The organism is Luteitalea pratensis (assembly GCF_001618865.1).
GTDB lineage: Bacteria > Acidobacteriota > Vicinamibacteria > Vicinamibacterales > Vicinamibacteraceae > Luteitalea > Luteitalea pratensis.
Map to the genome: position 1 here is coordinate 1168555 of NZ_CP015136.1, position 13438 is coordinate 1181992.

Below are 13438 nucleotides of genomic sequence, written 5' to 3' on the forward strand. Positions count from 1 at the left end.
GCCGGCAGCGGCCTCGAGAAGTTCGCGTGCCGGACGTCACCGCGCCGCGGCGCCGTTGCGGACCTCCGGCAGAGCGGGAACGTCCGGGTCAGCCTTGTGCCAATTGGCCAGGAGTTGACAATAGGCTTCCACCGATCCCGCACGGTCTCCGGCCGCCAGCCTGGCCCGCGACAAGCCGAGCAGGGCAGCGCTGCGCTTCGGTGTGAGCTGCAGCGCGCGCTCGTAGGCGGCGACGGCTTCGCGCGGCCGCCCCGCCTTCAGGAGCGCCTCACCGAGCAGTTCGTCGGTCCTCAACGTCGAGGGTGGACCGACTGGCGGCCGCCCGGCCGGCGGGAGTTCGGCGATCAGCGCGTCGAGGTCGCGAGGACCTTCGCGGATCGACGCAAGAAGCCGCGCGTGGAGGAGTGTCGTCTTGAGGAGCGGCGCCTCCACATCGCCGCCAGCGAGCGACGTCACGCGGGCGCGCAGCGACTCGATCGTGGAGTCACGGCCGCACATCATGTTGGCGATAGCTGCCTGGTAAATCGCGGACCCGCGAAACGAGCGCTCGCGAGCCGACGAGGAGCCCGGCGCGGCAGGTACGTACGTCGTCGAGCAGACCGGGCCCGACCAGTCGCCCGTGTTGGCGGCGTAGGCGAACGACAGCCATCCCACGGTGTACCGGCCGTCTACATGAAGCGGATTCGTCAGGTCGACGCCGGCGAGCACGTCGCGCGCCGTGTCGATCAGGCCGCGCGCCTTTCCGTACTGGCCTTGCTGGAGGTAGCCGTACTGCAGCCACTGCAGCGCGTGGAAGCTGAGATCGGCATTCGACAGCTTGCGCGCCGCTACCTCGGCGCGCGACGCGGCCCATGCTCGCTCATTGGAGGCCACCGCATCGTCCCACAGCCCGAGCTGCACGAAGATGTGCGACGGCATGTGCAGCGCGTGCTCGGCCTCCGGGGCAATGGCGGCGTATCGCCGTGCGGCCTCCAGCCCGCGCGCCGCGAAGTCGGGTTCATCGGTGGCGTGAATGAGATAGTGGACGCCGCCCGGATGCCGTGGATACTGCGTGAACACGCGCTCGGCAAAGGTGATGGCCTCGTCACGCGCCGCGCGGCGCGCGTCGGGCGGAAGCTCACCGACATAGGCGCTGAACAACAGGGCCAGCGACGTGAACGCGGCTGCGTCGGGATCGTCGGGGTAGCTGGCCGACACCTGGCGCATCCCCTCGGCGAATCCGCGCACGCGGCTTGGAAGGTCGCCCTCCGAATGCAGCGCCTCGACGGCCGTGCCGTAGGCGCGCTCCCTCGCCGTGCCGGCGCGGGCCAGCCGTGCCTCGCGCGTGGGGGCCAGCCGCTCCAGGGCACGGCGTGCCGCATCCCGGTCGTCCTCTCCCCAGAGAAGGTGGCTGTAGGTGACGGCCTCGCCCCAGAACGCCATCGCGAAGGATGGATCGGCGTGCTGGGCGTCACGGAAGCCCTCGGCCGCTTCCTCGTACTCGAAGCTGTGGAGCAGGGCGAGCCCGCGAAGGAACGGCGCCTGTGCCGATGGCGCTCCGGAGTTGGCGAACCGAATCTCGCCAAGTCCGACACCCGGCTCGGACCGGGGATGCACGTGCTGCTCGGGCGGCTGTGCGACGACGATCGCCGAGCAGCAGGCGGCAAGGACACCAGCGAGGCAGGACCTGAAACGCATCACCCCTCCGAACGCCATGAAATCAACAATTTTCGAGTGACCCAGTGTGGCGGGGCGGGATGTTGTCGTCAATGACGCCGTTCATCAATCGGCGGCCCGCATCTCGCGGAGAAGCGCCTCCGCCACCCGGTCCGGTTCGTCCGAACCAACCCGGAAGGCGGGCGTGGGACGCCTCCCCGCCGCTCGTTGAATACCCGACCGCCAGCGTTCACCCGCGTGCCGTTCTCAGTTGTTCAGGCTGACGTGTCCCTCGAACGATCCGGATCCGGTCGCCATGCTGGTTGCGAAATCGATTTCCTGGCGCACGTGAATGGTGAACGTTCCGGTGGCTGCGGCGAACCGGCCGGTCCCGTCAGGGTGATTCAAGCCGCCCGATGTTTCGATGACCTGGTAAAGAGTGTAGAGACAGAGCCCCGACGACGACATCGTCCGGCGGTTCGAACGCTATGCTGATCCCATTCCAGGTTTCGCGTTGGCCCATGGCGATCGTGGCTGCTGCGTCCTGGCACGACCGAAGGCCTCGGACAAGTACGCACCTGCTGTTCGCCGCGCCGCGAGTCGATCGGGTCGCGCTACAGGATCGAGATGGCGATCCACGCAGCGTACGCCAGTACGATCGCCGCCGCGCCACCGAAGAACACGCGTACCGCAGTGCGCAGCGTCATCATCTCTCGCACGACCGCCCACGCGAGGAGGCCGCACACGGCCGTGATCGCCGATTGCCAGAACAGGACGAACGCCCAGACGAACTCCGCGCCCTGGCTGCGGAAGCCGCCGATGGTCGGCGATTCGGTCATGAGCAGCGTGGTGGCCGTCAACCCGATGAAACAACTGACGATGGTGCGAAACAGTGCTGCGGCCGGTCGCAGTTCGGCCGGCGTTCGCAGCAGCAGCGCGAGGCAACCGAAGACGACAGTCATCGGTGCGACGGCCATGACCGAGGCCCCGGACCAGTCGCTCAACTCGGGCCCGATGCGCCAGGTGACGGCAATCAGCAGCGTCAACGTCAGCCACAGCACTTCCGGCGATCGGAGCACCGCCGCCCGCCAGCCGTCGGCTAGGCGCCCGCCCGCACGCGCCAGCGTCGCCAGGTGCGCGGCAAGGGCGAGTTGGATGAACCAGATCAGGACGACGACATGGAACACCGCGGCGGACGGAGTTGTTTCGAGGGTAGTGCCTGACACCGCGAGCCAGGTGAACACAAGAAAGGAGCCGACCACCGAACTGACCAGCGCGCGACTGACACCAAGCACTGGACGGGCGACGTCCGGCCGCGGCCGCACGCAGGAGAACGCGCCACACGTGGCCGCTGTTGCCACGACGAGCTGAATCGTCATCGACGCGACTTGCGTCGTCACCATGAGTGACAGCATCACCGTGGCCATGATGGTGGACGCCCAGACGATTTCTGGCTGTCGAAGCATGCGTGGCATGTGGATCCACCCCGCAATCAGCGCACTGTCAAGGAAGAGTCACGCCCTGATGAACCGCATCGCCGTGCCCATGGCGGGCCTCCTCCCAGCGCGCGAACGACGGTTACCGTGCCCCCGACCAGAACTCGCGAACGATCGCATCGCGCACGTCGTCGTCGACGGCTCGCGTCGTGTGACGCGGGTCGCGCACCGAGGTGACGTTGGTGTTGAAGGCGACGATGTAGCCGGACCGGGATGGGCGATGGATGTAGAGGTGCGAGATGAACCCGTTCTGATCGCCGCTGTGTCCGGCCAGTTCCACACCGCCGTGCCGCTCGATGAAGCTGGACAGCCCGGCCTGCACGTCGTCGCCGCTGCCGCCTTCGCCATCGGCTGCGCGCAGTTGCGGCGTGAACATCTCGTCGAGGGACGAACGCTGGAGGACGGGGCCGTCGGTCGTACTCAAGAACGCGAGGTACCTGGCCATGTCACCAAGGGGTGCGTTCAGGCCACCGTTGGACACCGTGATGCCCGAGTCGAAATCGAATGGCTGCTCGGTGGTGCCATCGTCGGTGCCCACGTAGCTGTGCGATCGATGTCCGACGAGATGATAGGGCGCCCGGTCGAAGAAGCTGTGGCTCATGCCGAGAGGCATGAAGATGTTCTTCGTGATGTAGACCTCGTAATCGTCGCCCGACAGCAACTCGATGATGCGGCCGAGGATGATCACCCCGGGGTTCGAGTAGCTGTACTTCGTCCCCGGCTGGAATCGCAGATCGGTATACGGCAGCATGGCGACGAACTGGGCCCAGCGGGTCGGCTCGAACGGATGCCACGGCTTGTCGCCGCCCCACGGCCACGTCCCGGCCCGCAGTCCCGAGCTGTGCGACATCAGGCTCCGCACGGTCACCTGGGCGACGTCACCGTACGGATTGTGGATCTCGCGCAATTCTGGCACGTACTTGACGGCTGGATCGTCGAGGGACAGTCGCCCGCGGTCGCGCAACTGCATGATGGCGATGCCGGTGAACGTCTTCGTGATCGACGCCCAGTGGTAGATCGTGTCGTCGTCCACGACGCGTTTGGTCGCGAGGTCCTGGTAGCCGACCGCTGTCTTGTGCGTGACCTGGCCGTTGGCGACAAACACCAGGCTGCTGCCGACGATGCCGACCTGCTGGACACGTTGGCTGTGCAGCGCGGCGACCCGCGACCAGGCGTCGCCGGTGGCGGTGCGCTGGATCAGCGCCGCGAGGGCTGTGAGCGCGATCAAGGCCCGCATCATGTGACGACTCCCTGCGTGCGTGACGTCGGATTCTGTCTGTTTGCACCGACGGGGCCATCAACCGCGATAGTCCGGACGTCAGGATAGCTGGAACCAACTCGGCTGCCTATTCACGGCAGGTTCGCTGCTGAGGCGCTCCCGAATCGGGCCTCATCCCACTTGAGGCTCGGCATGCCCCTTTTTCCCCAATGGTTCTCGCCTTGGGTAACAGCAACCACTCGCTGTTATCCGGAGGCGAACCATGACCCGGTCGTCCAGTCTTCTCCTCTTGATCATCTTGATGTCCGCCGGCGTGCAGGCGCGCCCCTGCGGCGACGTCCCGAAACTGGCACTGGGGACGACGGCTATCGCGGGCATCAGCGCGTCCGGTGCACGGATGCCTGGTAAGAGCGAGTGGCCCTGCCGGCTCGGCGTGCCCAGGCCGATCATCCCGAGAGTCCAGGAACTGTGGATGGCGTCGCGCACCTTCCGGCAGCAATGTATCCGCCTGGCCGAGTCCGACGTCACCATTGCGGTCGGCTTCTCGCTGATGCTCCCGCCGAACCTGCGCGCGGCGTCGAAAATCCTGAAACGGGACGGTCGCGTCTTCTACGTGTCGACGACCTTGCGTGACGACCAGTACATCGAAGAGGACCTTCCGCACGAACTGGAGCACGCGATCGAACAGATCGAGGGCCGCGACCTTGCGACCGACGCCGCGGCAGGTCGCGGCGCCTGGCCTTCAGCCCTCCATGGCTATGAAACCGTACGAGCGAGAGCCGCCGCAAGGCAGGTACGCGAGGAGGTGCGGGCGGCGCGGTGCCGCGGCACATCGGCTCTGGTGGTGGCCGAGCCGGCGGCGCGTCCAGCAGGCGCCGTTACCTTGGCAATCGCGCCCGCCAGTCCATCGTGATCATGATGGGTGGTTGGCTCCGCTGATCGATGGCCGTTGGTATGAGGAACCGCTGACCATCGGCGGTAACGGCGTACGGGCGCAGCGTGACCAGGCTGAGGCCGCTGGGGAACAGCGGCTCCGGGACGAGCATCCTGAATCCCCGGACCGTTTCAACGCGTGCCGCCATCATCGTGGCGTCCAGCGACAAGAAGAAGATCTCCTTGCCGTCACCGCGCCATCTTGCGGCCATCCCGCCATCAACCGACACCTTGTGCTCGGCAGCGCCGGAAGGAAACTCCCTGACGTAGACCTCCGAGCGGCCCGACTTGTCGGACGAGTAGGCCAGCCAGCGGCCGTCGGGAGAGAGCGTGCCGGCGCGTTCCCGCGCGGGCGTCTTCCAGAGGACCGAAGGCGGAGACTTGCCATCGAGCGTATGGATCCAGTTGTCGCCATCGTCTCCGTAGACGATCGAACGATCGCCTGGCACCCAGGACGGCGTCTCCGCGGCGTGCCTCGCTGCGACCACGCGTTCGTCCTGTCCGCTTCCGTCCGCTGCACGCAGGAAGAGATCGACGCGACCATCGCTGCGATTCGAGTTGAACACGAGTTGCTTGCCGTCGCGAGACCAAGTGGGATCGAATTCCCAGGCCGGATCGGTCGTCAGCGGCACCGCGTCACCGCGCTCGAGATCGAGGATCCAGATGTCGGACGCGGCCGTTCCCCTCACCAGCGACGCGGCCACACGCTTGCCGTCTGGACTCAGGTCCAGGGTCGGGTAGCGGCCGGGCTCGCCAAACACGCCGACGGTCTTGCCACTCCGGTCGCGCCATGTCAGTCGCTGCTCAGACGGGATCGGCCCACCGGGATGAGTCGCCAGCACGCCCGACTCGGAAACGGAGAACGCCGCGAGTAGATTCCAGGTGGCAAATGGCGGTTTCGTCACGACCGGCAGCGGAGTTCCTGTCAGCCGGCCAGCGTCTGCATCGAAGCGCTGCGCAACGAGGTGGCGGCCACTCAGGAAGAGCAGGTGGCCTGCGGAATAGCGCGCGTTCGATTCATGGCGGCCGAGTGAGATCGGGGGCGTGCCGTCGAGGTAGCCGATCCGCAACTCTCCTGGATCCCCGGGACGCGTGAGCGCGAGGTACAGAAAGCGCTGGCCGTCCGGGAGAAACGACGGCCAGCGATGAGCGGTCTCTCCCTTCGCCAGGACCGTGAGCGCCGCAGGAGCCGCACCCGCGCGGGCCAAGACACTGTTCAGCGTGAAAGCACTCGACATGAAGATGATGACGTCGTCGCGATTCCAGCTGCCGCCGACTTCGTCGCGTTCCGATCCTTCGGGCAAGTCGGGCGCCTCGCACACGACGGTCGGCAAACCGCCGCGCAGCGCGACGATCTTCAGCAGCCCTTCGGCGAAGAAGCCGATTGCGAGGCCATCCGGCTTCCAGAACGGAAACAGGGCGTCATGAGTTCCGGGAAGCTCCCGGTACTGCAGGCTGCCGATGGGCCGCACCCACAGGCTCGACCGGTTCCCAGATTTTGCCGTGACAACAATCTGGCGTCCGTCGGGAGAGACAGCGAAGCCGCCGTATCTGGGCAAGAGCGTCGCCTGATCTGAAGGAACGACGGGGAATTCGAATAACTCGGACGGGAGCGGCAGGCCGCCAATCTTCGAGAAGACCAACGCCGAAACCGACGCGACAACGAGAAGCGCAGCCGCGAGCCACCAGACCGGCCTGGTACGCTGGGCGGGCTCCTGAACTGGCGCCGGCGTCAGATCGCACTCGTCGATCTCGATCCGCGCATCGGCAATGTCGTGCAGCCGTTTCGCCGGATCCTTGCGCAGGCACCGCTCGAGCAGCGTCCGGATGGCCCTGGGCGTGTCGGCTGGCAGCGACCCCCAATCGGGATCACGTTCAAGGACTCGGCCCAGCGTCTGTGCCGTCGTCTCGCCGTGGAAGGCAGGTCGCCCCGCCAGCATCTCGAAGAGCACGCAGCCGAACGCCCAGATGTCGGTGCGGTCGTCCACGGCGTCGCCACGCGCCTGCTCAGGGCTCATGTACGCGGCGGTGCCGACGACAAGGCCGGGACTGGCGTCGCTCAACGAGACCGCCGATTCGGCCTCGAGCCAACGCTCCGCGGCACGGGTCGGTACGGCGATCTTGGCCAGCCCGAAATCGAGCACCTTCACCTGTCCGTTGCCCGTGATCTTCACGTTTGCCGGCTTGAGGTCGCGGTGCACGATTCCCTTGGCATGAGCCGTCTCGAGGGCCGTGGCGATCTGTGACGCGATGGACAGCGCCTCAGCCACCGGCAGTCCCACATGGGTCCTCGCGCGTGCACTTTTCAGCTGCTCGGCCAGTGTGGGACCTTCGACGAGTTCGAGCACGAGGGCTTGTCTGCCGCCCGCATCGTGCTCGAGGCCATAGATCGCACTGATATGCGGGTGATTCAAGGACGCGAGCACGCGCGCTTCGCGATCGAAACGGGCGAGACGATCCGCGTCGTTCAGGAAGGCCGGCGGCAGCACCTTGATAGCGACGTCACGACCCAGTTGCGAATCATGGGCCCGGTAGACATCGCCCATCCCGCCCGCACCCAGAATCGCAATCATCTCGTAGGGGCCGATGCGGGCGCCCACGAGACCTCGCTCCGGGAGGACCTTCGCCGCCACGTGAAGCGCCGGACTCTCGATGAAGCCTGCCGCCGATTGTTCGTGGGCGAGGAGCGACTCCACCTCCCGCTGGAGGTCGACATCGCCGGCGCAGACCTCCGCGAGGAAGGCTGCCCGATCGCCCGCATCGTGATCGAGCGCCGCCTGGCAGATCTGCTCAATCCGTCCCTGGCGCTCAGACGGGGCGTGTTCTCTCGTCACTGAGTTCTCGCAGTAGCCACAACTTGGCAAACCGCCAGTCGCGCTTCACCGTGTCGACCGACACGCCGAGCGCCTCCGCAGTTTCTTCGAACGTGAGTCCCCCGAAGAACCGCAACTCGACCACGCGGCTCTTGCGCGGAAAGGCCTCCTCGAGCAGCTGTAGCGCATCGTCCAACGCGACCAGATCGTCAGGCAGGCTTGAGACGACGAGCGCCTCGTGGAGGGAGACATGACGGATCCCGGCGCCACGCTTGCCGCAGCCGCGTGCCCGAGCGAAATCGACAAGGATGCGCCGCATGGTCCGTGCGGCCACACCAAAGAATTGTGCACGGTTCTGCCACTGGACCTTGTTGACATCGATCAGCCGAAGATACGCTTCGTTCACGAGTGCGCTGGCCTGCAGGGTATGGTCGGCGCGCTCCCGTCCCATGTAGCGTCGCGCAATACGCCTCAGCTCGTCGTGGACGAGCGGGACCAGCCGATCGAATGCACCACCATCGCCGCGGCCCCATGCCTGCAACAACTCCGTCGGCGTGGCCGAGTCGTCGGACACGCGGGACATGTTACGCCGCTGGCCGGCGGTCGGCGAGAGCCTGATCGGCACGCCTTGCGCCGCGTCACGGTGGCTTCGCTGCCACCTCTTGCCAAACTAGGAGAGCGGCGGTACCGTTTCCTAGTATGACTAGGAGTCGAATCGACGCCGACAAGCCAGCCAGCCTCCTTCCCGGCACGCTGGACATGCTGATTCTCAAGGCCGTGTCGCTGGCACCGCTGCACGGATATGGCGTCCTGCTCCGCATTCGGCAGATCTCCGGCAACGCCCTCGACATTCCGCAGGGGTCGCTATACCCGGCGCTCCACCGCCTGGACCACCAGGGCCTGATCGCGACCGAATGGGGCCAGAGCGAGAACAACCGCCGGGCGAAGTACTACACGCTGACGGCAGCGGGTCGGCGTCGCCTCCGCGACGAGGCCGCGGGCTGGACCCGGCTCGCGACGGCCATCGATGCGGCGATGCGCGCCACGTCCGAGGAGGTCTGAGATGCTCGCGCGGCTCCGTTCCCTCGTGGGTTCGCTTGCGCAGCGTCGTACATTCGAGGCCGACCTCGACGAGGAGCTCGGCGCCCACATCGAGCAGTACACCCGGGACCTCATTGGTTCGGGAATGTCACCGGAGGACGCGCACCGGCAGGCGCGCCTCGAGCTTGGCGGACTGAACACGGTCAAGGACGAGTGCCGTGAGGCGCGCGGACTCGGCGCATTCGATGCGTTCCAGCGGGAGTGCCGGTACGCCGCCCGCCAGCTGCGGCGCAGCCCAGGATTTGCCGGCACCGTCGTGCTCACGCTCGCCCTCTCGATCGGCGCCAACACCGCCATCTTCTCCCTCGTCAACACGCTGCTGCTGGAAGCGTTGCCTTACGCGCAGCCGGAGCGCATCGGGACGCTGTATGCCCGGACCTCGGGTCTCGAGTCGGCGGAGGCGCGCAGAACCGTCGATGGCGAGCAGTGGGAACACGTGCGCGACGAGGTGTCGTCGGTCGTCCCGGCGGTGGCGACGACGGGGACATCCGGGGCGAACATTCGCGCGGGTTCCGTCGTTCGATATGTTCGTGCCGGCCGGGTCTCGGCACGATATTTCGACGTACTGGCGCTGCACCCCGTCGTGGGACGTACGTTTGCACCGGACGAAGACGTTCCAAACGGTCCGAACGTCGCGATGCTGAGCCACGCCCTGTGGCAGAACATGCTCGGCGGCCGCACCGACGTCGTCGGGCAGTCCGTGATGCTGAAGGGCGAACCGTACACGGTCGTCGGCGTCCTGCCCGAAGGGGCCACGACGCCTCTCGAAGCCGACGTGTACACCGCCCTGCAACCGAACCGCGACGGGGACGGGAGGGCAGCAAACTTCCGCCTCGTCATGCGGCTGCGTGATGGCGCGACATGGCAGCAGGCCGACGCCGAACTGCATCGCGCGTTGAGCGCGAGCTCCCGTTTCCAGAACTTTGCGCGCGAAAATCCTGGCACGCAGCTGAACTACCACGCGGTGCCACTGCAGCAGGCCGCGACCGATACCCTCAGGCCCCAGGTCCTGGCACTGATGATCGCGGCAGGACTCATCGTGCTCATTGCGTGCGCCAATATTGCCGGCCTCAGCCTGGTCCGCATGTTGCGCCGGACGCGCGAGATCACCATCCGCCTGGCGCTGGGTGCGTCCCGATGGCAGATTCAGCGCCAGCTGTGGGTCGAGCACCTGTTGCTGGCCGCGGCGGGCGGCATGGTGGGTCTCGGCGTCGGCGCGCTTGCGCTTCGCGGGTTGCTGCAACTCCTGCCGGAGCGCTTCCTGCCTGTCGCCACCGTGACGCTCGATGGCCGGGTCCTGGGCTTCACGCTCCTGCTCTCGCTGATGACCTGCGTGCTGTCGGGAGTGTTGCCAGCCGTCGCCATGGGCGGCGTCAGCCTACGATCCTCCGCGCCGGGGCGCGGCGTGATCGGCGGCGGACACATCCGTCTCAGGCAGATGCTGATTGGCGGAGAAGTGGCGCTGACGGTCGTGCTGCTTGCCGCGGCGGGACTGCTGGTCCGGACGCTCATCGGCCTGCAGACGATGCCGCCCGGCTTCAATCCGGCCGGTGTGATCACCGCGAAGGTATCGCTCGACGACGTTCGATATCACGACCCCGGGGCCTTTCGCAGGTTGCTGACCGAGAGTCTGTCGGCGATGAGCCGGATTCCTGGCGTGCAGAGCGCCGCCGTCGCCTTGACGCTGCCCTACGAGCGGGCCGTGTTCAACGGCGTGAAGCTCGGTTCCGGCAAGGAGGCGGGGCGAACGATCAGCACGAATCATGTGTACGTGACGCCTCGCTATTTCGAGACCATGCAGATCGCGGTGCTCGAAGGCCGCGTGTTCACGGACGCGGACGGCCCTGACGACCAGCCGGTCACCATCGTCAACCGGTCGTTCGCACGCAAGTTCTTCGGGGAGGAGAGTCCGGTCGGCCGGTATCTCGACGACAAGGTCCTGATCGTCGGCATCGTCGCCGACACCGTCCTGTCCGCGGAAGGCCGGTTGAACCCGGGAACGGCCCCCTTGACCCGCGAAGAGATGGTCTATGTCCCTGCCGCCCAGGTGACCGACTCCAAGATGCTCGCCCTCGCGCACGGCTTCTTCCAGCCAAGCTGGATTGTCCGGACGGCCGCCCCGGCGGGTGTGCCTGCCCAGATGCAGCGCGTACTGTCGAACGCCGATCCGCAACTCGCCATGTCGGGCGTGTTCGAGATGAGTGACCTCATGGCTCTCGCACTCGCGCGCCAGCGGGTCGCCGTGGCGCTGTTGGCCGTGATGTCGGCGCTCGCGCTTCTGCTGAGCGCGGTGGGCATCTTCGCGTTGGTCGCCAGCGTGGTTGCGCAGCGGACACGGGAAATCGGGATCCTGATGGCGTTGGGCTCGACCGTTCCACAGACCATGGTCCGCGTCGGCAGGGCCGGCGTGATCACCTCGGGAGTGGGATTGCTGCTTGGACTGATCCTGTGCGCCGTCGTGCTGCCGGCGATGCGCAGCGTCCTGTACGGCGTCGGCGTGTACGACCTGCCGACCATGCTGGCGGTGGTGCTGACGCTGGTGGCCGTGACCCTCCTGGCCACGACGCCCATCCTGAGGATTGCGCGCATCGACCCCGTGAAGGCCCTCCGCGAAGAATAAGACAACAGAAGGTACACCCATGAAACGTGGCTTCGACGTCCTTCGGGACAAGGCGCTCAACCGGTCGATCACATTCAGCCGGCGCGACCGCGATCGCCTGGGTCTGCGTGGATTGCTGCCGCACCGCGTGGCGACCGACCGGCAGATGGTGCAGCGGGTCATGGACAACCTGCAGCGGTTGCCTCGCGACATCGATCGCTACATGCTGCTGTCGTCGCTGCAGGAGCGGAACCAGCGGCTCTTCTACCAGGTCATCGACGCGCACGTCGACACAATCCTGCCACTCATCTATACGCCCACGGTCGGCGAGGCCTGCCGGGAGTTCTCGCACATGGCGCGAGACCCGAAGGGCTTCTTCATCACCCCGGACGACCGCGGATCGATTCGTCGCATCCTCGCCAACTGGCCTCGCAAGGACATCCGCGTCATCGTCGTCACCGACGGCGAGCGGATCCTGGGCCTCGGCGATCTCGGGGCGAATGGCATGGGCATCCCGGTGGGGAAGCTGGCGTTGTACACGGCGTGTGCCGGCATCGATCCGGAGAAGTGCCTGCCGGTGACGCTCGACGTCGGTACCAACAACGATGCACTGCGAAAGGACCTGCTGTACCTCGGCTATCCGCGCCGGCGGTTGACGGGGAACGCGTACTTCACATTGGTCGACGAGTTCGTGAGCGCGGCGCAGTCGCGTTATCCCGATGCGTTGATCCAGTTCGAGGACTTCCTGACGCCCAACGCTTACGCGCTATTGAACAGGTACCGGCAGCGCGCATTGTGTTTCAACGACGACATCCAGGGCACCGCCGCCGTCGCCCTGGCCGGTGTCTACTCGTCGACCCGAATCACCAACCTGCGGTTCACGGACCTGAACATCATGTTTCTCGGCGCCGGCTCCGCGGCCACGGGCATCGCGGACCTGATGACCGCGGCGTTCGTGGACGAAGGGCTCACGGTCGACGAGGCGCGACGGCATCTCTCGTTCGTGGACGTGAATGGCCTGGTGGTGAAATCGCGCACGGATCTGCTGGAGCACAACCTGCCGTACGCGCACGAGATGAGGCCGCTGGGATTCGTCGACGCGATCGAGGCGATCCGGCCGCACGTGCTGATCGGCGCTACCGGCGCTCCGGGGACGTTCACGCAGGCAGTCGTCGGCAAGATGAGCAGCATCAACCAGCGCCCGGCACTCTTTGCGCTGTCGAATCCGACATCGCGCGCAGAGTGCACCGCCGAACAGGCGTACGCCTGGAGCGGAGGGCGGGCGCTGTTCGCCAGTGGCAGTCCCTTTGGCCCGGTGGCATTCGGCGAAACGATGTTTCACCCCGCACAGGGCAACAACGTCTACGTCTTCCCCGGCATCGGCCTTGGCGCCCTGGCCTGCCGTGCGCGCACGCTGCCGGACGAGTTGTTCCTGACCGCGGCGCGCACGCTGGCCGGCCTGGTGCGCCGCCCCCACCTCGACAAGGGCTCGCTCTACCCGCCGCTGCGCGACATCAGGAAGATCTCGCTCGCCATCGCCGCCAGCGTCGCCACACAGGCGTATGCAATGAACCTGGCGCGTGAGGCGCGGCCCCGGAACGTGCGGGCAAGCGTCGAGGCCATGATGTATCGCCCGTGACGC

General features: G+C 66.6%; 9 protein-coding genes and 1 pseudogene. 4 read left to right on the forward strand and 6 right to left on the reverse strand.

Annotated elements, in window-relative coordinates; translation table 11 throughout:
• Window positions 1-36 precede the first annotated feature (36 nt).
• From LuPra_RS04905 to LuPra_RS04920, 4 genes are all read right to left on the reverse strand, one after another.
• Window positions 37-1677 (reverse strand): tetratricopeptide repeat protein, encoded by a 1641-nt coding sequence (locus tag LuPra_RS04905; protein ID WP_157898752.1) that lies wholly within the window; start codon window positions 1675-1677, stop codon window positions 37-39.
• 225 nt (window positions 1678-1902) lie between these two features.
• A complete protein-coding gene (locus LuPra_RS04910) occupies window positions 1903-2103 on the reverse strand; it encodes a hypothetical protein (protein WP_110169718.1) in 201 nt (66 codons plus the stop codon).
• A gap of 146 nt (window positions 2104-2249) precedes the next feature.
• Window positions 2250-3101: a hypothetical protein gene (locus LuPra_RS04915; RefSeq protein WP_157898753.1), complete on the reverse strand. Its 852-nt coding sequence runs from the start codon at window positions 3099-3101 to the stop codon at window positions 2250-2252.
• Window positions 3102-3213: 112 nt separating this feature from the next.
• Window positions 3214-4371: a serine hydrolase domain-containing protein gene (locus LuPra_RS04920; RefSeq protein WP_110169720.1), complete on the reverse strand. Its 1158-nt coding sequence runs from the start codon at window positions 4369-4371 to the stop codon at window positions 3214-3216.
• 241 nt (window positions 4372-4612) lie between these two features.
• Here LuPra_RS04920 and LuPra_RS04925 point away from each other — a divergent pair, with 241 nt between their 5' ends.
• Complete coding sequence (locus LuPra_RS04925; protein WP_157898754.1) at window positions 4613-5263, forward strand: hypothetical protein; 651 nt, start codon at window positions 4613-4615, stop codon at window positions 5261-5263.
• Here LuPra_RS04925 and LuPra_RS04930 read toward each other — a convergent pair.
• Window positions 5229-8117, reverse strand: a complete 2889-nt coding sequence (locus LuPra_RS04930; protein ID WP_110169722.1) for a protein kinase domain-containing protein — start codon at window positions 8115-8117, stop codon at window positions 5229-5231. The two genes, LuPra_RS04925 and LuPra_RS04930, sit on opposite strands and share 35 nt — an antisense overlap.
• Window positions 8092-8679, reverse strand: coding sequence for a sigma-70 family RNA polymerase sigma factor (locus LuPra_RS04935; RefSeq protein ID WP_110169723.1), 588 nt, complete (start codon window positions 8677-8679; stop codon window positions 8092-8094). The genes LuPra_RS04930 and LuPra_RS04935 overlap by 26 nt, the downstream gene beginning before the upstream one ends.
• Window positions 8680-8795: 116 nt before the next feature.
• Between LuPra_RS04935 and LuPra_RS04940 the strand changes: the two genes are divergently transcribed.
• The 3 genes and pseudogenes from LuPra_RS04940 to LuPra_RS04950 all read left to right on the forward strand — a co-directional run.
• On the forward strand, window positions 8796-9158 hold the full coding sequence (locus LuPra_RS04940; RefSeq protein WP_110169724.1) for a PadR family transcriptional regulator: 363 nt from the start codon (window positions 8796-8798) through the stop codon (window positions 9156-9158).
• Window position 9159: 1 nt separating this feature from the next.
• A complete protein-coding gene (locus tag LuPra_RS04945) occupies window positions 9160-11817 on the forward strand; it encodes an ABC transporter permease (RefSeq protein ID WP_234800727.1) in 2658 nt (885 codons plus the stop codon).
• Window positions 11818-11827: 10 nt separating this feature from the next.
• Window positions 11828-13435 (forward strand): annotated as a pseudogene (locus LuPra_RS04950) (NAD-dependent malic enzyme); the annotation flags it as partial.
• Window positions 13436-13438: the final 3 nt, after the last annotated feature.